Raw genomic sequence first — 18,571 nt, 5'->3', positions numbered from 1 at the left:
CGGCGATGCTTCTGCGAGCCGGGTCACAAATAATACATTTGCTCTTCTTGCGGGCTTTTGCTCAATTGATGCTTTTCCTCTCGTGCGGCGTTAAGATGTTCTGCCCAATCCGACGGAACAGCCTGATGAGCAAAGAAGAAAAAAAGCAGGAGCTGGCCGCACGTGCCGCATGGATGTATTACGTCGCGGGCGTGACGCAGCAGGAGATCGCACAGGCACTGGGACTGTCTCGGCAGGTCGCGCAGCGTCTGGTATCCAGTGCCCGCGAAATGGGCATGGTGCACGTAAAAATCGATCATCCCATCACACACTGCCTGCAGCTGGCGCGTGAGGTTCAGGCGAAGTTTGGTCTGGATTTGTGCCGTGTGGTGCCATCAGCCAGTCTGAATGATGAGGCTATTCAACAGATGCTGGCTGTCGAAGGTGCGTCAGTGATGACACAATTCATCAATGAGGAAACACCGCAGGTGTTTGGCATTGGCTCCGGCAAAACGCTGCGCGCCATTATTGATGCGCTGCCCTGGGTTGAACGCCCGCAGCATCATTGCGTTTCCATGATTGGTGCCATCGCACGGGATGATTCCGGCACACGCTATGACGTGCCGCTGAAGATGGCCGAAAAGATGCAGGGCAAGTATTTCTTTATCCCTGCGCCGCTCTACGCCGATACGCCACAGGACAAAGCGATGTGGGTGCAGCATAAGGTCTATCAGCGCGTCATCGATCGCGCCTTACAGGCGGATGTGGCCTTTGCAGGGATCGGAGAAGTGATGCCCGGCTGCCCGTTAAACGCCGAAGGATTTATTACCGATGCGCAGGTCGCGGCGCTGAACGGGCGCGGCGTGGTGGGCGAAATGCTCGGGCACTTCTTCAATCAGCAGGGTGAACGGGTGTGGGGAGAAACGGATGCGCTGCTGACCAGCGTGCAGCTGGAAAGTCAGACGCAGCGCAAAATCATTGGCTTCGCGGGGAGCGAGCGCAAGTATCCGGCCATCCGGGCCGCCTTACAGGGCGGCTGGATATCGGGGCTGGTGACAGATGAGGATACGGCGCTGAAGCTTTTGCAGACGTGATCGCTCAGCCAGGAGGCAGCCAGGGCAGGCCGAACGCGTTAATCCCGCACATGCCCGGACCCGGCCCATGCTTGGTCTGTCAGGGCACTTTGCGCCGGCGCCCTGCAGCCCCCACCGTCACGCTCCGCCAGGTTACTTCAGCGACCCTTTGAGGAACTGCTGTAAACGCGGGCTTTTCGGGTTGCCGAAAAGCTCCGCGGGCGGCCCCTGCTCTTCGATTTTGCCCTGATGCAGGAAAATCACATGGCTGGAGACATGGCGCGCAAACTCCATCTCATGGGTGACCACCACCATGGTTTTGCCCTCTTCCGCCAGCTTCTGCATGATGCGCAGCACCTCGCCCACCAGTTCCGGATCCAGTGCTGACGTTGGTTCGTCAAACAGCAGCACTTCGGGCTCTATCGCCAGTGCGCGCGCAATCGACACGCGCTGCTGCTGGCCACCTGAAAGATGTACCGGATACTTCGCCTGAGCGCGCGCATCAATGCCGACTTTATCGAGATACCGGATGGCGCGTTCACGCGCGTCTGTTTTGCTCAATCCCAGCACCTGAATCGGCGCTTCCATCACGTTCTCCAGCACCGTCATGTGGCTCCAGAGATTAAAGTGCTGGAACACCATCGTCAGGCTGGTGCGTAACGCCCGCAGTTGCTCCTTATCAGCCACTTTGAGCTGGCCATCTTTGTCGCGCACCAGCGTAATCTGCTGGTTATTGACCACAATGGTGCCTTCACTCGGTTTTTCGAGGAAATTGATACAGCGTAAAAAGGTACTTTTCCCTGAACCGGACGAGCCAATGATACTGATCACATCGCCCGCCTGAGCCGTCAACGAGACCCCTTTCAGCACTTCATGTTCACCGTAACGCTTATGCAATTCGGTGACGCTTAATTTATTGTCAGCCATAGTTCTACTCAATGCGATGAAGAGGGTTTCACGTGGGCCAGCCAGCGGCGTTCCGCCAGGCGGAACAGGCTGATCAACACGTAAGAGATAATCAGATAAAGCACAGCCGCCAGACCAAAGGCGGTAAACGGCTGGTAGGTCGCGGAGTTAATATCCCGCGCGATTTTCAGCAGATCCGGCACTGTGGCAGTAAAAGCCAGCGCCGTGGAGTGCAGCATCAGAATCACTTCATTGCTGTAAACCGGCAGCGCCGTCCGCAGCGCCGAAGGCAGGATAATGCAGCGATAAAGCTTAAAGGTGGAGAAGCCATAGGCCCGCGCTGCTTCAATCTCGCCGTGGGGCACCGAGCGAATCGCCCCCGCGAAGATTTCTGTGGTATAGGCGCAGGTGTTCAGCGTAAACGCGAGCAGCGTACAGTTCAGTCCGCTGCGGAAAAAAGCGTTCAGCAGCTCCGTACCTTTGACAATTTCCAGCGTATACATGCCTGAATAGAACACCAGCAGCTGGACATAAAGTGGCGTACCGCGAAACACGTAGGTGAAAAGCCAGACCGGAAAACTGATAAAGCGGTTAGGGGAAACCCGCGCTATCGCCAGCACAATCGCCAGACATCCACCAAGGGTAACCGACAGGATCAGCAGCCAGAGCGTGATGGCGACGCCGGTAAAACGGTAGCCGTCGGTCCAGAGCAGCGCTTTCCAGTATTCCTGAATAATATCAATCATAACTCGCCCTCTTCACGCCGACGGTATAGCGACGGTTCAGCCACCACAGCACGCCGTTAGACAGCGTGGTAAACACCAGATAGATCACACCGGCGACAATCGCGAAGTAAAACGGCTGCCAGGTGCTTTTGCCCGCCAGCTGGGTCGCCTTCACCACATCCTCCAGTCCCAGCAGCGAAACCAGTGCGGTGGCTTTCAGAATGACCTGCCAGTTGTTGCCGATCCCCGGCAGGGCATAGCGCATCATGGCGGGGAACAGAATGCGGCGGAATACCTGCGCACCGGTAAAACCGAACGCGGTCGCCGCTTCAATCTGCCCTTTCGGCACCGCCATAAACGCGCCACGAAAGGTTTCGGTAAAGTAAGCACCATAGATAAAGCCGAGCGTGATGATACCGGCGACCATCGGGTCGATATCAAACTGGGCTATGCCCAGCGCATCGGTCACCTGATTGAGGACAATCTGCAGGCCGTAGAAGATCAGCAGCATCAGCACGAGATCAGGCACACCGCGAATCAGCGTGGTGTAACCTTCAAAAATGAACGCCAGTGGGCGGTTGCGTGACAGTTTCGCGCCTGCGCCAATCAGGCCCAGCAGCACCGCCAGCAGCACGGAGGTAAGCGCCAGCTCCAGCGTTACCAGGGTGCCCCGAAGAATAACATCAGAATAGCCATACAGCATCGAGAGGGTCCTGTCGTGAGGTGAAAACGAAACGCTGCCCGCCAGCGTTTGACGGGCAGTTTAGCTCTATCTCATCTTTGCAGAGACCGTTTGCCCCGAGCGAACCGGCTCAGGCGGGCAGAACAGCATAGGGCACAGAGGATAAAGCGACAGGATAGTTAGTCGCCGTACACATTAAAGTCGAAGTATTTCTTCGCAATCTTGTCGTAGGTGCCATCTTTGCGCATCTCGGTAAACGCTTTATCGATAGCCGCTTTCAGCTCGCTGTCATCTTTGCGCAGTCCCATGCCGGTGCCGACGCCAAAAATCTTGTCATCTTTTACGGCAGGACCGGCAAACGCGTAGTTCTTACCGACCGGCTGCTTCAGGAAACCTTCACTCGCCTGCACTTCATCCTGGAAAGCCGCATCGATACGCCCGGCATTCAGATCCTGATAGACCAGATCCTGGTTCGCATAAGGCGTAATGGTCACGCCTTTTGGCCGCCAGTTCTCGTTGGCATAGGTTTCCTGGGTAGTGCCCTGCAGCAGACCGATATTTTTCCCTTTCAGCGACTCAATGGTGGGTTCAATCTTAGATCCTTTCGGTGCCACTAAACGCGCATTGGCGGCGTAGAGTTTTTCCGAGAAGGCGATCTCTTCCTGACGTTTAGCGGTGATTGAAAGTGAGGAGATGATGGCGTCGATTTTCTTCGCTTTTAGCGACGGGATCAGCGCATCAAAGTCGCTTTCAACATAGGTACACTGAGTATGAATGCGTTTACAGATTTCGTTAGCAAGATCGATGTCGAAGCCCACTAACTTGCCTTGCGCGTTTTTCGACTCAAACGGTGGGTAAGTTGGATCTGTACCAATACGGATCGAACCCGGCACCGCCGCAAAAACGCTGGCAGCACTGGATAAGCCCAGCATCAGGGAAAGAGCCAGAACACGCTTTTTCATAGATTACCCTCAAGTAAAGTGCTTTTTGTTATGTGGTTCGTGATGTGTTTGCGCAGATCAATCTGCATGTTTCATGCCAGTTCTGCAAGTAATCCACGCGGTTAGCGTGACGTCAGACCGGTGAAAATGCTGTGTTTGTGAGGGGAATATAACAGCGAAGTAAAAGAGAAAAAGCGACGTTGTTAACTTTTGGTGCATCAAATGCACGAAGAGTGATCCCTGGCGCGCTTATGCACTAAATAAGTGCGCCAGCGGAACTTTATGCACCCTGCCAGCGCATGAAAAGATCTTCCGGCAATTCAATATCAAACTGGTCAATGACCCGGTTCACCGTCTGATCGATCAGCTGGTCGATAGTTTCGGGGCGATGATAAAATGCCGGTACGGGCGGCATGATAATCGCCCCCAGCTCTGCGGCCGTGGTCATCATCCGCAGATGTCCCACATGCAGCGGGGTTTCCCGCACGCACAGCACCAGTTTGCGCTGCTCTTTCAGCACCACATCCGCGGCCCGGGTCAGCAGCGAATCGCTGTAACTGTGCACGATGCCCGACAGCGTTTTCATCGAGCAGGGCAGGATCGCCATGCCCAGGGTTTTAAACGAGCCGGACGAGATGTTTGCGGCAATATCGCGCACGTCATGCACGACATCGGCCAGCGCCTGCACCTCGCGCAGCGAATAGTCGCTCTCCAGCCCCAGGGTCTGACGCGCTGCGTTGCTCATGACCAGATGCGTTTCCACCCCTTCCACCTGCTGCAGCACCTGCAGCAGGCGCACGCCGTAGATCACCCCGCTTGCGCCAGAGATGCCAATGATGAGTCGTTTCATAGTCCAACCTTATATCTGCCAGTGCGCCATCATACGCGGCCAGCGGGATTCTGAAAACAAACAGGGCGGGATTGCTCCCGCCCTGCTTTACACTACCTGGCTCAGTGCTGCATCAGCCTTCGTTGTGCAGCTCAAGGTTCTCAACTTCGTTCTGACGCTGAAGGGCTTTAGCATCATCATTGCGCAAGGATTCGAGATACTCCAGATACTGCTGATCGACATCTTTGGTCACGTAAACGCCGTTAAACACGGAGCACTCAAACTGTGCAATCTCCGGGTTCTCTTCGCGCACCGCCTCGATCAGATCGTCCAGGTCCTGGAAAATCAGCGCATCGGCTTTGATCAGCTGGCGAATCTCTTCCACTTCGCGACCGTGTGCAATCAGTTCGGTGGCGCTTGGCATATCAATACCGTAGACGTTCGGGAAACGGATCTCCGGGGCCGCAGAGGCCAGATAGACCTGTTTCGCGCCCGCTTCACGCGCCATCTCAATAATCTGCTCAGAGGTGGTGCCGCGGACGATTGAGTCATCCACCAGCAGCACGTTTTTATCGCGGAACTCGGCGCGGTTAGCGTTGAGCTTGCGGCGTACCGCACTGCGACGCAACTGCTGGCCTGGCATGATAAACGTCCGGCCGACGTAGCGGTTCTTCACAAAGCCCTGACGATAGGGTTTATCGAGAATGCGTGCAATCTCCAGCGCAATATCGGTTGAGGTCTCCGGAATCGGGATCACCACATCGATATCAAGATCTTCCCATTCGCGGGCAATCTTCTCGCCCAGCTTGGTGCCCATACGGACACGGGCACTGTAGACCGAAATTTTGTCCAGGAAGGAGTCCGGGCGGGCAAAATAGACATATTCGAACAGGCACGGGTTACTTTTCGGGTTTTCCGCACACTGGCGGGTTGAGAGCTGGCCCTGCTCGGTAATATAGACCGCTTCGCCCGGCGCCACGTCACGGATGAACTCAAAGCCCAGCGTATCCAGTGCCACACTCTCGGAAGCAACCATATATTCGGTGCGGCCATCGGCGATCACGCGCTTACCCAGCACCAGCGGACGGATGCCGTTCGGATCGCGGAAGGCGACCATACCGTGACCGATAATCATTGCGACGACGGCATAGGCACCCCGCACCTGCTGATGCAGGGCTGCGACCGCCGCAAAAATGTTGTCGGCTTCCAGCGGGTCATTCTGGAAACGATCCAGCTCCTGCGCAAAGATATTCAGCAGGATTTCAGAATCTGACGTGGTGTTAACGTGACGGCGGCCCTTTTCAAATAGGTGCTTACGCAGCACGTGGGCGTTGGTCAGATTACCGTTGTGCGCCAGGGTAATCCCATAGGGCGAATTTACATAGAAAGGTTGCGCTTCAGAGGCACTGGAGCTTCCCGCTGTAGGATAACGCGCGTGACCAATCCCCATGTTGCCCTGCAGACGCTGCATGTGGCGTGCTTCGAAAACGTCGCTGACAAGGCCATTTGCCTTTCGCAGGCGGAAACATTTCAGCGCATCGATAGTACAAATGCCTGCGGCATCCTGCCCGCGGTGCTGGAGCACCGTTAACGCGTCATAGATCGACTGGTTGACCGGCATGAAACCGGTGATACCGACAATACCGCACATGTTGTCATTTCCTCATTAAGCCGCACTCCCGGTCACATCACCGGGGTAAAAAACTCGACGTGCTTTTCAGGTAATCAAAAAACCACCTGATGATATAACTGAACTCGGGAATGAGTTGGGACTGCTGCCAGTCCGGACTTCTGGAAAAGCCAGTGAATGTATCAAGGAAGAACAGCAAAGCGGCTACAATCAGCACACCCCGCAACGCCCCGAAACAGACGCCCAACACCCGGTCGGTTCCCGACAGGCCGGTTTTCTCCACCAGCGAGCCGATAACGTAGTTCACGATAGCCCCCACAATCAGGGTAGCTACAAACAGCACACCGATGGCGATACCGTTACGAACCAGTTCGTCGTCAAAACCTGTAAACCAGACTGCAAGGTAGGCGTAGTAATGACTGGCGACAAAAAACGCACATCCCCAGGTAACGAGAGATAAGGCTTCCCGGACAAACCCGCGAACCAGGCTGACCAGAGCCGAAAAACCAACTACCGCAATAATGACGTAATCAATCCAGATCATGAACTTTTCCAGCGCCAGTGCAATTGCACCCCTGCATCCAGTTCGGGGCGCATTCTAACAGAAAAAGAAAACGTTTGCGTAGCGGTTTTCCCTTTCTGCATCCATAAAAAAGGCGATGAAAAAAAAGACCATCGCCCGGATGATTTTCAGCCAGACAATCCGTTGAAAATCTTCAAATTTTCCTGCCGCAGACTCGCTTACCCGGCGGTTCTTGCGGCCCAAAGACGCTGCCTGTTACTGCTATCGGCAGCGCCAATGAACGCGTTAGCGTGCGCTGTACGGCTTCACGACGCCACCCAGCCCGGAGATGTTTTTCAGCTCGCCCACCGCACTCTGCATTTTGGCTTTCGAGGCATCCGGTCCCACATAAATGCGGGTGATCTGCCCCTGAACCGGCGTCGAAGGCACGGTAAAGGCGCGGTAGCCCGACAGACGCAGCTGCGCGACGATCTCATTCACTTTGCTGGCGTTTTTCAGCGCACCCAGCTGTACAACATAAGCCTGCCCGGCCGGGGCCGTGCTCTCTGCGGCTTTCGGCGACTCTTCCTGCTTCGGCTGCTCCACCACTTTTGGCTGCTCTGCCGTCTTCGGTTTAGGCTGCTCCACCGTTTTTGGTTTCTGCTGTTCAACCGCTTTTGGCTTCGTCTGCTCGTTAACCTTCGGCTTACGTGTCTCTTCCACTTTCGGCTTCGTCACCGTCTGTGCAGGCACAGACTGATGCACCGGCGGCGGCGACACAACGGCTGGCTCGCTCTCTTCCTCGGGCTGCGTCCGCCCCTGCTCTGCCGTAGCACTGTCCCTGCCGCTGTTGTTGCCGCTGACCGCACTGCCCGCGCCTTCCGGCGGCTGAGCCGGCAGCGACTGCGTGACCGGCGGCACCATCTCGCTGTCCTGCTGATCGTCAGGTTTCGGCACCAGCGGAATGGCGGCGAACTCCTCTTTGTAATGCTTCTTCTGCCCATCCAGCAGCCCGGGCAGCACAATCACGCCCACGGCAACCAGAATAACGGTACCGACTAAACGGTTCTGAAACTTACTTGCCACGTCCTTTCTCCGTTTCAATCGATTCCATGACCTGTGCCACGGTGTGGAATGAACCACAGACCAGCACAATATCCTGCGGCGCAGCACGCTGGCGCGCCTGCTGCCAGGCAAGCTCAACCGAATCGAACGCCTCGCCCTGCGGCAGCACGGCCAGCAGCTGCTCAGCCGTGGCCCCGCGCGGCCCCGCCAGCGGCGCGCAGTACCAGGCATCGACTACCGGCGCTAGCGCCGCCAGCGTACCGGCAATATCTTTATCATGCAGCATACCCACGACGGCGTGCACGTTGCCGCGTTTCGGCAGCGCCGCCAGCCGCGACGCCAGATACGTCGCCGCGTGCGGATTGTGCGCGACATCCAGAATCACGCGCGGTGACTCGCTGAGTGTCTGAAAACGCCCCGGCAGCATCGCCAGCGGCAGGCTGGCGCGGATCTGCGCCTCGCTGACCGCAAGGCCGGAAACCCGCAGCGCCACCAGCGCAGTCGCCGCATTCGGCAGCGGCACCTGCGGCAGCGGCAGATCGTTCAGCTCACCGCGCGCATCGCGCAGCGACCAGCTCTCCGTCTGCGCATGCCAGGACCACTCCACATTGCGCTGTAACAGCTGCGCGCCTTTTTCCTGCGCGACGCGGGCAATGCTCTGCGGCATATCGGCTTCACCGACCACAGCAGGCTTTCCGGCACGAAAGACACCGGCTTTCTCTCGCCCGATGCTTTCGCGATCCGGGCCAAGCCAGTCAGTGTGATCCAGCGCGATGCTGGTGATAACGGCAACATCGGCATCCACAATATTGGTGGCATCCAGCCGTCCGCCCAGACCGACTTCCAGGATCACGACATCGAGCTGCGCCTGGCGGAACAGGTTTAGCGCCGAGAGCGTGCCAAATTCAAAGTAGGTCAGTGAGATATCTGCCCGTCCGGCCTCAATTTCCGCGAAGCTGGCGCAGTGCTGCGCCTCACTCAGCTCTTTACCCTGTACCCGGACGCGCTCGGTGTAGCGCACCAGATGTGGCGAACTGTAGACGCCCACGCGATAGCCTGCGGCAAGCAGCAGCGTTTCCAGCGTGCGACAGGTGGTGCCTTTGCCATTGGTTCCGGCCACGGTAAAGACAAAGGGAGCGGGTTTGAGCAGGTCGAGACGAAGTGCTACCTGACGAATACGGTCCAGACCCAGTTCGATGGCCTGAGTATGCAGGTGCTCAAGATAATAAAGCCACGTGGCCAAAGGCGACGTGGCTTGAGGAAGGTGAAGATTGTCCATATGTCCCGTTTTGCTTATTGATACCCGCCAGACTGATGCTGCGGTATACGGTGCATTGGTAAGAGGCACGACGGGCGTGCCTCTCTATCTCCTGTCAGGCCTCGTTGCTTTCCGATTCAGTCGTCGCAGGAACGGACTGTTCACCGTCATGCAGCGGTGCCGGCAGGTTCATCATTTTTGCCAGCAGGCTCGCCAGTTTATAGCGCATTTCCGGACGGCGAATGATCATGTCGATCGCGCCCTTCTCAATCAGGAACTCACTGCGCTGGAAGCCCGGCGGCAGTTTTTCACGCACGGTCTGCTCAATCACGCGTGGACCGGCAAAGCCGATCAGCGCTTTCGGTTCCGCGACGTTGAGGTCGCCCAGCATCGCAAAACTGGCGGAGACGCCGCCCATGGTCGGGTCAGTCAGCACAGAAATGTAAGGCAGACCGCGTTCCTGCATTTTTGCCAGCGCCGCACTGGTTTTCGCCATCTGCATCAGCGACATCAGCGCTTCCTGCATACGGGCACCCCCACTGGCGGAGAAGCAGATCAGCGGGCAGTTATCTTCCAGCGCCTGCTCAACGGCACGGACGAAACGTGCACCGACAACAGAGCCCATGGAACCGCCCATAAAGGCAAATTCAAAGGCGGCCGTCACAACCGGCATGCCGTGCAGCTGACCTTTCATTACGATCAATGCATCTTTTTCGCCGGTGTCTTTCTGGGCGGCGACCAGACGATCTTTATACTTTTTGGAATCGCGGAACTTGAGCAGATCTTTAGGCTCGAGTTCACTGCCAAGCTCAACCATGGTGCCCTGATCGAGGAAGCTGCCAAGGCGCTCACGGGCATGCATACGCATGTGGTGGTCACACTTCGGGCAGACCTCAAGGTTGCGCTCCAGTTCAGCGCGGTAAAGCACCTGTCCACAGCTGTCACACTTCGTCCACACCCCTTCCGGGATGCTAGCTTTGCGCGCAGGCGTTGTGGTGCTCTTATTAAGAATGCGTTCAATCCAGCTCATTGATGACCTTTCTGTTTAAAACTGACCTGGTCCAGTCGTCTTGATACTGCTGAAAACCGCTTCAGCAGACGGTAAATGTCGCTCATTAAACCACAACCTGTTCAGACTGTGGATAAAAATCTGGTCTTACCCCTGAGCGAAACGTCAGGGCAGCTTCTGCTGCTTAGCCTGACGGCGATGACGCCAGACTTCGATGACACCGGGCAGAATCGAGACCAGGATAATGCCCACAATCAGCAGCTTCAGGTTTTCCTGCACCACCGGCAGATCGCCAAACAAATAGCCAGCATAGGAGAAGAGCAGCACCCACAGCAGCGCACCGGTGACGTTAAACAGCGCAAAGTGGCGATAGGACATGTGGCCCATTCCGGCCACAAACGGCGCAAAGGTCCGGACAATCGGCACAAAACGCGCCAGGATAATGGTTTTTCCGCCGTGACGGGCATAAAACGCGTGGGTTTTATCCAGATAGCTGCGACGGAAAATTTTCGAGTCCGGATTACTGAACAACCGCTCGCCAAAGAGACGGCCAATGGTGTAGTTCACCGCATCGCCCAGCACCGCCGCCACCACCAGCAATGTCACCATCAGATGCACATTGAGATCGTTACCCGGCAGGGCTGCCAGTGCGCCTGCCACAAACAGCAGCGAGTCACCTGGCAGAAACGGCGTGACGACCAGGCCGGTTTCGCAGAACAGAATCAGGAACAAAACAGCGTAAATCCAGACACCGTACTGTGCAACCAGTTCGGCAAGATGCACATCTATGTGCAAAATAAAATCAACCAGAAAATGGAGAAACTCCATAGTGCGCCCTTTAAAGTCCTGAAAGTGAATTAATCCGCGAGGAACAACGGTCCCATCGGCGGCTGTGGTAACGCAAAATGCGATGGGTAATCCACCGCGACCAGGTACAACCCTTCTGCCCGGGCCGTGGCGGCGGCTAATGTCCGATCCTTCGCCGCCAGCAGCGTTGCCATCCATGACTCCGGCTGATTGCCGCAGCCTATCTCCATCAGGCTGCCCACGATATTGCGCACCATGTGATGCACAAAGGCGTTGGCCTTGATATCCACAATGACGTACGCGCCCTGACGCGTCACGTTAAGGTGGCTCACGTTGCGCCACGGCGTACGTGACTGACACTGCACTGCGCGGAACGAGGTGAAATCATTCTCGCCCAACAGGCACTGCCCGGCGCGATGCATTTTCTCCACATCCAGAGGATGGTAGAAGTGCGTCACTCCCTTCGCCAGCACCGCCGGACGCAGGCGCTGATTGTAGATCAGGTAGCGATAGCGGCGCGCCGTGGCGCTGAAGCGGGCATGAAACGCGTCCGGCACCGCCTTTACCCAGCGAACCGCAATATCCGGCGGCAGATTGGCGTTAACACCCAGCGTCCACGCCCCATCCGGCCGCTGCGAGGTGGTTTCGAAATGCACCACCTGTCCGGTTCCGTGTACGCCCGCATCGGTGCGGCCCGCGCAGAAAATGCTGACCGGATGGTCGGCCACTTTCGACAGAGCGCGTTCCACCTTCTCCTGCACGCTGCGGACTTCATTCTGGCGCTGCCAGCCATAGTAGTGACTGCCGTCATACTCAATGCCGAGCGCCAGCTTGTGCGTCTGACCTTCTGACATGGTTACAGATACTCCTGAACCAGTTTCTCAGCCGTTTTTACCGCCATCAGCGCGCCACCAAAGCGAATGTTGTCCGCCACAGACCAGAACTGCAACAGTTCCGGGATACCGTAGTCGTTACGCACGCAGCCGATGCTGAGCTCGCCATTGCCCGACGCATCCGTCACCGGCGTCGGTACCTCATCCTCTTCGCTCAGGCGAATATCTGCCGCCAGCGCCAGCTCGGCACGTGCTTCTTCCGCCGAGAGCGGACGCAGGTTTTCGATGTGGACAATCTGCGCATTACCGTAGAACACGGGTGCCTGCACGCTGCTGACCGCAATCGGTAAGCCGTCGTCCTGCAACACCTTACGCACCTGATCAATCAGACGGCGTTCACTCTCCACGCTGCCTTCGGCATCGGTCTGCTGTGGCATCAGGTTGAAGGCCAGCTGACGACCAAAATGGTGCTCATCGGCCGGAATACCGTTCAGCAGACGGGCACTTTCACCCGCCAGCGCATCCACGGCCACTTTGCCGTAGCTGGAGACGGAGAGCAGATTCGTGACCTGCAGACGCCCCAGGCCCGCCGCATCCACCAGCGGTTTGATGGCCGTCAGCAGCTGGCTCACCAGGTTATCGGCCACGCTGATGATGTTGCGATTGCGATAATCCGCCAGCACGTGCGGGTTCACATCCGGCACCACCAGCGGCACATCGGGTTCCAGCGCAAACAGCTCGCTGCTGTCGATCACCAGACAGCCCGCGTTGGCGGCGTCATCGGCATAGCGTGCCGAGGCGTCGCGTCCCGCCACGAAAAAGGCCAGCTGCGCCTGGGACCAGTCGAACGACTCTGCATTTTCGACCCGCAGCGAGCGGCCGTCGAAGCGTTTTGTTTCACCCGCGCTGTTCTCGCTGGCCAGTAAATATAATTCACCAACCGGGAACTGGCGTTCCGCCAGCAGTTCCAGTACAGCGTTCCCTACTGCGCCTGTCGCGCCAAGTAGCGCAATATTCCAGCCGTCAGACATGTTGGTTTACTCCAGACAATGACATAAAAACAGAAGGCGGTGATATTCACCGCCCGGGGATTCAGATTTATCCCCCCCTTTAACCCGCCGCCCTGTCGGGCGTCAGCACTGCGCACCGCCTCTGTTCCGTCTGATTCCATAAGGAAGCGGTCAACCGGCCCGCAGCGGGCGTTATTCCGGGGAGAAGCGTGCGTTAAAGCCCAGCTGGTTCAGCATCGCGGCCGTGGCGGCATCATCACAGTTTACCTGCAGCGATGACCACTCGCGGCGCTCCTGATACTGCTTGCGCAGGCGATCAAACTCACCGGGTTTTGCCGCCACTTTACGCAAGGGGGCATCATCGCGGCGCACATCATACACCAGATGCGCCAGGCGTTTCAGCGTTGGCTGATCCAGCGGGCCATTCAGCGTGATCTCGCTGAACTCCGGCAGCGGCAGTAAGTCGCTGAGCGGTACCTGCTGCGGCTGCCCGATGAAGTCGCACCAGGCTTCGAACACCTGGGTCGTGCCACGCGCCTTACCTTCCAGCGTGTAACCCGCGATATGGGGCGTGGCGATATCGACCTTATCCAGCAGCGCCAGCGAGAGATCCGGCTCCGGCTCCCAGACATCGAGCACCACGCTCAGATCGTGCCGCATGTTCAGCACCTCCAGCAGAGCCCCGTTGTCCACCACCGCGCCGCGACAGGCGTTGATCAGAATGGTATTGGGTTTCAGCCCCATCAGCAGCGCCGCGTCGGCCAGATGCCAGCTTCGGTAAGGGCCTTCTTTAAACAGCGGCGTGTGGAACGTCAGGATGTCGGCCTGCTCTGCCACGGCGTCCAGCGACAGGAACTCGCCTTCGTCACCGCGATCGGCGCGCGGAGGATCGCACAGCAGCGTCCGGATGCCCCAGGCTTCGAGCCGCTTTTGCAGCCGCCCACCGACGTTACCGACGCCGACAATCCCGACGGTACGATCGCGCAGCTGGAACCCGTCGCGTTCCGCCAGCAGCAGCAGCGCAGAGAAGACATACTCCACGACCGCGATGGCGTTACAGCCGGGCGCGGCGGAGAACGCAACGCCCGCCCGCTGCAGCCCGGCCTCGTCGACATGATCGGTGCCTGCCGTGGCGGTGCCGACAAACGTCACCGGCGTGCCCGCCAGCAGCGCCTCATTTACCTGAGTGACGGAGCGCACCATCAGCCCCTGGGCATCGGCCAGCTCTGCCACCGGCAGCGGGCGCCCCGGCACCGTGACCACCTCGCCGGTCCGGCTGAACAGCTCACGGGCATAGGGCATATTTTCATCGACCAGAATTTTCACCACGGCTTTCCTGTCAGTAACATAAGAGGGGGATTATTCTGGCACAAAGCAGCGCGTTAGCCCAACCGTGCGCGGTAGCGATCCGGCGTGGTGCCTGCCTGCTGCTGAAACATCACGATCAGCGCCGAGGCGGAGCTGTAGCCCAGTTCCCACGCGATGCTCTGCACGCTTTCGCCCTGCGCCAGCAGCCCGATGGCGCGCAGAAAGCGCAGCCGCTGCCGCCATTCGCCGAACGTCATATTCAGCTGCTGCTGACAGCGCCGGGCCAGCGTCCGCTCGGTGGTGAAGACCCGCGCCGCCCAGCCTGCCAGCGTAGTGTTATCACCCGGACAGGCCTCCAGCGCCTGTAACACCGGCGCGAGAAACTTGTCTGTGGAGGTGGGCAGATAGCTCTCCTGAACCTGCGCCAGCTGCAGCCGGTCGCGCAGCACCTCACACAGCCGCCACTGCGCCTCGGTTTCAGGTTGCTCAAGTTGCTGATCTGCGAAGGCATTCATGATGGCGTGCGCGATCGGATCGACCAGCATCAGACAGGCGCGCTGCGGCAGCTCGCGGCATAGCGAAGCGGCCAGGTTGAAGGTCCGGAACTGGGCCTGACGATGGTTATAGCTGCTGTGCTGCTGACCCGGCGGGATCCAGACAGGAACATCTGCTGGTGTCAGCAGCCGCCTCCCTTCGACCTGCATCTCCAGCACATGGCTTTTTACCATGATCAGCTGGCCCCAGGCGTGCGTGTGCGGCAGATACTCGGTGCAGGCGTTGGCCTGCTCATAACGCATAAAGTAGCGTAACTGCGGCGCATCTGCTGGGGGCTGGTAAATAACTTTCAGGCTCATTCTGTCCGCCCGGTGTTTTATTTTGTCCGATATTAACTATCTGGATAAATCCGGACAAGCGTACACTGCGCCTCTTTAAGGGTATCCGGAGCGTCAGCATGTTTTTTCTTTATCCGCTTGTAGCGGTTGTGATCTGGTCGATCAACTCGATTGTCAGCAAACTTTCGGCCAGCGCGATCGATCCCTCGGCGATCTCCTTCTATCGCTGGCTGCTGGCGCTGCTGGTGCTGACGCCGTTTGTGCTGCCCGGCGTCTGGCGCGCGCGTCAGGCGATTAAGCCGCACCTGGGACGGCTGGCACTGCTCGGCCTGCTGGGAATGGCGCTTTATCAGAGCCTGGCCTATTACGCCGCGCACAGCGTCAGCGCGCTCTTTATGGGAATCATTGGTGCCCTGATCCCGCTGCTTACCGTGCTGCTGAGCGTGGTGATCCTGCGGATTGCGCCGACGCTCGGGATCCTGCTCGGCAGCATCATCTCCTTCACCGGTCTGGTGTGGCTGGTGAGTGAGGGCAACGTCACGCAGTTGCTGAGTCAGGGGTTAGGCGCGGGAGAACTGATGATGCTGGCCGCCTCGGCCGCCTATGCGCTCTATGGCGTGCTGACCCGCCGCTGGGCACTGCCGCTACCGATCTGGCACAGCCTCTACGTGCAGATTTTCTTTGGTGTGCTGTTGCTGCTGCCCGGCTTCCTGCTGGCGCCAGCGGTCGCCCTGAACCTGCATAACCTGCCGCTGGTGCTGTTTGCTGGCCTGTTCGCCTCGATCATTGCGCCCTTTTTGTGGATCCACGGCGTGCAGCGGCTGGGCGCCAGCACCACCAGCATCTTTATGAACCTGATCCCGCTGTTTACCGCCCTGATCGCCGTGCTGTTTCTGCATGAGCATCTGCACAGCTATCACTGGATTGGGGGGGGTCTGACACTCGCCGGCGTGATTCTGGCGCAGCGGCTGCGAACACCACTCACCCGCCGGAAAACGGCTGGCCTGCATCGGCTGTAAACCGCACCGTCACCCGCAGTCCGCCCAGCTGCGGGCTGCGGTCCAGCTGCAGTGTTGCGCCATGCCAGACACAGATATCCTGCACCAGCGCCAGGCCGATACCGGCTCCGGGCTGCATGCCGACATTGTCCAGTCGCTGAAAAGGCTGTAACGCTTTCAGCTGCTCGGCTCCCTCGATGCCCGGCCCGCTATCCTCAATTTCCAGCCCGTCCGTTCCCACCCGCGCGGTAACGATGCCGTGACAGGGGGTATATTTGATCGCGTTGTCCAGCAGGTTGGCACACAGTTCGCCAATCAGCACCCCGTCGCCTCTGACCAGGCTGATCTCTTCTCCTTCGTAGCCCAGATCAATCTGACGGGTGCGGGCCGCCGTATAGCGGCTGAAGCAGGCGTCGCGTACGATGGCCGCCAGATCCACCTGCGCCATCGGTTTATCCTCGCCGTGACGCGCTTTGATCCGGGCTAACTGCAACAGCCGGTCAGTCAGAATAATGGTTTCATCCAGCGTATGGCGCATGCCGATCAGGCTCTCCTGCCAGACTTCGGGACGTTCACTGCTGAGCGCGACGCTGACCTGAGTTTTAAGGATAGTGAGCGGTGTGCGCAGCTGGTGCGCCGCGTCAGCACTGAAGCGATCCTGCCGTGCCAGCAGCCCCCGCAGTCGGGCAAGATAGCGGTTAAAGGCGATGATCAGCGGTTGCAGTTCCGACCAGGGCAGTGAGGGAAGTGGCGTCAGTTCGCCGCCGTCGCGCTGCAACACGATACGCGACAGCCGCCGCAGCGGGCGCAACACCCGGCGCAGCATCAGGCCTGCCAGCAGGAGTGTCATCAGCACCAGTCCGCTCTGGCTGATCAGCGCGGTCCGCATCAGCCCGCGGGCAAACTCCTGGCGGGAGTGAACGGTTTCAGCCACCAGCACCAGCGCCATGCCATCCACTCCTGACTCGCTCACCGGCTGCCAGAGCGCGGCAACCCGGATACGTTGCTGGTGATAGCGCCCGTCATAGAAGTGCACCAGCGCCGGATAGGCGGTCGACATTTTGCTGGTGATGGGGATTGGCGGCAAATCGTTGTAGCCGGATAAAGTTTTTCCCTCCGGAGAGATCACCTGATAGAAGAGTTGATCATTCATGTTGCGCTCGAAACTGTCGAGCACGACCCAGGGCACGTCCACCTCCAGATGCTGCCGCCGCACCACCAGCCGCTCCGCCACCGTCCGCGCGGACGCCAGCAGCGAACGATCGTAGGCCTGATTCGCGGCCGCCAGTCCGCTCTGATAGTGGGTGTAAACCGAAAGCGCCCAGAGCAACAGCAGCGGCAGGCCAAACCAGGCCAGCAGCTCCCCCCGCAGCGAATGCGTCAGCCGCATGGCAGCGTTTCCAGGCTGTAACCCAGCCCACGCAGCGTCACGATCGCCACATCACTGCCCGCCAGTTTTTTCCTTACGCGATGCACGTAGAGCTCGATACTTTCCGGGCTGGCTTCATCCGTCAGGCTGAAGGTCTGCTCATAGAGATACTGGCGTGAAACCGGCCGGCCATGACGCTGCATCAGCGTCGTCAGAATGCTGGATTCGCGCGGGGTCAGCGCCAGCGGCCTGTCGGCCAGCAGAAAATAGCCCTCACTGTCCAGCCTCAGCTGGCCCAGCGACTGATTCTGCGCTGTCGGGCTCTGGCTGCGCCGCAGCAACGCCCGCAACCGCGCTTCCAGCTCATCCAGCTCAAAGGGTTTCGTCAGGTAGTCATCCGCACCCAGATTCAGGCCGCGCACCCGGTCGTCCAGCGCACTGCGCGCCGTTAACAACAGGACCGGCACGCTCTGCCCCCGTCGCCGCAGACGGGTCAGTACCTCCAGGCCATCAATCCGTGGCAGAGAGACATCCAGCACGACCAGTGCATAGGCTTCACATTGCAATGCGTGATCGGCCGCCACGCCATCTGCCACCCAATCAACCGCAAACCCTTTTTGGGTGAGCGCCTTCTGCAGCCAGCGCGCCAGGTCAAGGGTATCTTCCACCAGTAAGAGACGCATATCACATCCTGTCATTAAATCCGGTTCCTGAAAGGTAAATGAAAGGTAGCTGTTTTAACAATTCGATAACGCTGATGTTTCAGCCGCAATCACACTCTGGATGAACGAATGGAGTCCGCAATGAAAAAATT

General features: G+C 58.4%; 19 protein-coding genes. 2 read left to right on the top strand and 17 right to left on the bottom strand.

The genetic code is table 11. The features are described 5' to 3' along the window. The first annotated feature begins 125 nt into the window (after window positions 1-125). The gene (locus RT657_RS08885; protein ID WP_313653880.1) at window positions 126-1,073 is read left to right on the top strand and encodes a sugar-binding transcriptional regulator; all 948 of its coding nucleotides are present in this window, start codon (window positions 126-128) and stop codon (window positions 1,071-1,073) included. A gap of 132 nt (window positions 1,074-1,205) precedes the next feature. Here the strand turns inward: RT657_RS08885 and hisP are convergent, their stop codons facing one another. From hisP to RT657_RS08810, 15 genes are all read right to left on the bottom strand, one after another. After that, on the bottom strand, window positions 1,206-1,979 hold the full coding sequence (hisP, locus tag RT657_RS08880; protein ID WP_313653878.1) for a histidine ABC transporter ATP-binding protein HisP: 774 nt from the start codon (window positions 1,977-1,979) through the stop codon (window positions 1,206-1,208). Window positions 1,980-1,987: 8 nt separating this feature from the next. Continuing rightward, window positions 1,988-2,704, bottom strand: a complete 717-nt coding sequence (locus RT657_RS08875; protein ID WP_313653876.1) for an ABC transporter permease — start codon at window positions 2,702-2,704, stop codon at window positions 1,988-1,990. Beyond that, window positions 2,697-3,386 (bottom strand): histidine ABC transporter permease HisQ, encoded by a 690-nt coding sequence (locus tag RT657_RS08870; RefSeq protein ID WP_313653874.1) that lies wholly within the window; start codon window positions 3,384-3,386, stop codon window positions 2,697-2,699. The genes RT657_RS08875 and RT657_RS08870 overlap by 8 nt, the downstream gene beginning before the upstream one ends. A gap of 158 nt (window positions 3,387-3,544) precedes the next feature. Next, window positions 3,545-4,327 (bottom strand): lysine/arginine/ornithine ABC transporter substrate-binding protein ArgT, encoded by a 783-nt coding sequence (argT, locus tag RT657_RS08865; RefSeq protein ID WP_111140458.1) that lies wholly within the window; start codon window positions 4,325-4,327, stop codon window positions 3,545-3,547. 259 nt (window positions 4,328-4,586) lie between these two features. Beyond that, window positions 4,587-5,156, bottom strand: a complete 570-nt coding sequence (locus RT657_RS08860; protein ID WP_313653873.1) for a UbiX family flavin prenyltransferase — start codon at window positions 5,154-5,156, stop codon at window positions 4,587-4,589. Window positions 5,157-5,268: 112 nt separating this feature from the next. Beyond that, window positions 5,269-6,786, bottom strand: a complete 1,518-nt coding sequence (gene purF / locus RT657_RS08855) for an amidophosphoribosyltransferase (protein ID WP_313653872.1) — start codon at window positions 6,784-6,786, stop codon at window positions 5,269-5,271. Between the two features lie 37 nt (window positions 6,787-6,823). After that, on the bottom strand, window positions 6,824-7,309 hold the full coding sequence (gene cvpA, locus RT657_RS08850; RefSeq protein WP_111140455.1) for a colicin V production protein: 486 nt from the start codon (window positions 7,307-7,309) through the stop codon (window positions 6,824-6,826). A 264-nt stretch (window positions 7,310-7,573) separates the two neighbouring features. Next, entirely contained in the window at window positions 7,574-8,353 is a 780-nt protein-coding gene (dedD, locus tag RT657_RS08845) for a cell division protein DedD (protein ID WP_313653870.1), read from the bottom strand. Further along, the gene (gene folC, locus RT657_RS08840; protein ID WP_313653868.1) at window positions 8,343-9,611 is read right to left on the bottom strand and encodes a bifunctional tetrahydrofolate synthase/dihydrofolate synthase; all 1,269 of its coding nucleotides are present in this window, start codon (window positions 9,609-9,611) and stop codon (window positions 8,343-8,345) included. The genes dedD and folC overlap by 11 nt, the downstream gene beginning before the upstream one ends. A gap of 94 nt (window positions 9,612-9,705) precedes the next feature. Further along, window positions 9,706-10,620, bottom strand: a complete 915-nt coding sequence (gene accD / locus RT657_RS08835) for an acetyl-CoA carboxylase, carboxyltransferase subunit beta (RefSeq protein ID WP_313653867.1) — start codon at window positions 10,618-10,620, stop codon at window positions 9,706-9,708. Between the two features lie 144 nt (window positions 10,621-10,764). Then, window positions 10,765-11,427 (bottom strand): DedA family protein, encoded by a 663-nt coding sequence (locus RT657_RS08830; RefSeq protein ID WP_313653866.1) that lies wholly within the window; start codon window positions 11,425-11,427, stop codon window positions 10,765-10,767. Between the two features lie 29 nt (window positions 11,428-11,456). Continuing rightward, the gene (gene truA / locus RT657_RS08825; protein WP_313653865.1) at window positions 11,457-12,260 is read right to left on the bottom strand and encodes a tRNA pseudouridine(38-40) synthase TruA; all 804 of its coding nucleotides are present in this window, start codon (window positions 12,258-12,260) and stop codon (window positions 11,457-11,459) included. 2 nt (window positions 12,261-12,262) lie between these two features. Continuing rightward, entirely contained in the window at window positions 12,263-13,270 is a 1,008-nt protein-coding gene (locus tag RT657_RS08820; protein WP_313653864.1) for an aspartate-semialdehyde dehydrogenase, read from the bottom strand. Window positions 13,271-13,441: 171 nt separating this feature from the next. After that, window positions 13,442-14,575: a 4-phosphoerythronate dehydrogenase PdxB gene (gene pdxB, locus RT657_RS08815; RefSeq protein ID WP_313653863.1), complete on the bottom strand. Its 1,134-nt coding sequence runs from the start codon at window positions 14,573-14,575 to the stop codon at window positions 13,442-13,444. A 56-nt stretch (window positions 14,576-14,631) separates the two neighbouring features. Beyond that, window positions 14,632-15,411 (bottom strand): helix-turn-helix transcriptional regulator, encoded by a 780-nt coding sequence (locus RT657_RS08810; RefSeq protein ID WP_313653862.1) that lies wholly within the window; start codon window positions 15,409-15,411, stop codon window positions 14,632-14,634. Window positions 15,412-15,509: 98 nt separating this feature from the next. On the opposite strand from RT657_RS08810, the gene RT657_RS08805 reads away from it, so the two are divergent. Further along, window positions 15,510-16,409, top strand: coding sequence for a DMT family transporter (locus RT657_RS08805; protein ID WP_313653861.1), 900 nt, complete (start codon window positions 15,510-15,512; stop codon window positions 16,407-16,409). Here the strand turns inward: RT657_RS08805 and RT657_RS08800 are convergent. Together RT657_RS08800 and tctD are read right to left on the bottom strand one after the other, a co-directional pair. Beyond that, window positions 16,372-17,778, bottom strand: a complete 1,407-nt coding sequence (locus RT657_RS08800; protein WP_313653860.1) for a sensor histidine kinase — start codon at window positions 17,776-17,778, stop codon at window positions 16,372-16,374. The genes RT657_RS08805 and RT657_RS08800 overlap by 38 nt on opposite strands. Beyond that, complete coding sequence (tctD, locus tag RT657_RS08795; protein WP_313653859.1) at window positions 17,769-18,440, bottom strand: transcriptional regulator TctD; 672 nt, start codon at window positions 18,438-18,440, stop codon at window positions 17,769-17,771. Before tctD ends, RT657_RS08800 begins: the two co-directional genes overlap by 10 nt. Between the last annotated feature and the right edge of the window lie 131 nt (window positions 18,441-18,571).

The sequence above is a fragment of the Pantoea sp. genome, assembly GCF_032114055.1.
Lineage (GTDB): Bacteria > Pseudomonadota > Gammaproteobacteria > Enterobacterales > Enterobacteriaceae > Pantoea.
This window is presented reverse-complemented; position numbering and strand designations above follow the sequence as displayed.

Excerpts from the sequence above, each read along its gene's own strand:
- RT657_RS08885 (WP_313653880.1), top strand. The coding sequence starts at position 126 with ATGAGCAAAGAAGAAAAAAAGCAGGAGCTGGCCGCACGTGCCGCATGG.
- hisP (WP_313653878.1), bottom strand. The coding sequence starts at position 1,979 with ATGGCTGACAATAAATTAAGCGTCACCGAATTGCATAAGCGTTACGGT.
- RT657_RS08875 (WP_313653876.1), bottom strand. The coding sequence starts at position 2,704 with ATGATTGATATTATTCAGGAATACTGGAAAGCGCTGCTCTGGACCGAC.
- RT657_RS08870 (WP_313653874.1), bottom strand. The coding sequence starts at position 3,386 with ATGCTGTATGGCTATTCTGATGTTATTCTTCGGGGCACCCTGGTAACG.
- argT (WP_111140458.1), bottom strand. The coding sequence starts at position 4,327 with ATGAAAAAGCGTGTTCTGGCTCTTTCCCTGATGCTGGGCTTATCCAGT.
- RT657_RS08860 (WP_313653873.1), bottom strand. The coding sequence starts at position 5,156 with ATGAAACGACTCATCATTGGCATCTCTGGCGCAAGCGGGGTGATCTAC.
- purF (WP_313653872.1), bottom strand. The coding sequence starts at position 6,786 with ATGTGCGGTATTGTCGGTATCACCGGTTTCATGCCGGTCAACCAGTCG.
- cvpA (WP_111140455.1), bottom strand. The coding sequence starts at position 7,309 with ATGATCTGGATTGATTACGTCATTATTGCGGTAGTTGGTTTTTCGGCT.
- folC (WP_313653868.1), bottom strand. The coding sequence starts at position 9,611 with ATGGACAATCTTCACCTTCCTCAAGCCACGTCGCCTTTGGCCACGTGG.
- accD (WP_313653867.1), bottom strand. The coding sequence starts at position 10,620 with ATGAGCTGGATTGAACGCATTCTTAATAAGAGCACCACAACGCCTGCG.
- RT657_RS08830 (WP_313653866.1), bottom strand. The coding sequence starts at position 11,427 with ATGGAGTTTCTCCATTTTCTGGTTGATTTTATTTTGCACATAGATGTG.
- truA (WP_313653865.1), bottom strand. The coding sequence starts at position 12,260 with ATGTCAGAAGGTCAGACGCACAAGCTGGCGCTCGGCATTGAGTATGAC.
- RT657_RS08820 (WP_313653864.1), bottom strand. The coding sequence starts at position 13,270 with ATGTCTGACGGCTGGAATATTGCGCTACTTGGCGCGACAGGCGCAGTA.
- RT657_RS08810 (WP_313653862.1), bottom strand. The coding sequence starts at position 15,411 with ATGAGCCTGAAAGTTATTTACCAGCCCCCAGCAGATGCGCCGCAGTTA.
- RT657_RS08805 (WP_313653861.1), top strand. The coding sequence starts at position 15,510 with ATGTTTTTTCTTTATCCGCTTGTAGCGGTTGTGATCTGGTCGATCAAC.
- RT657_RS08800 (WP_313653860.1), bottom strand. The coding sequence starts at position 17,778 with ATGCGGCTGACGCATTCGCTGCGGGGGGAGCTGCTGGCCTGGTTTGGC.
- tctD (WP_313653859.1), bottom strand. The coding sequence starts at position 18,440 with ATGCGTCTCTTACTGGTGGAAGATACCCTTGACCTGGCGCGCTGGCTG.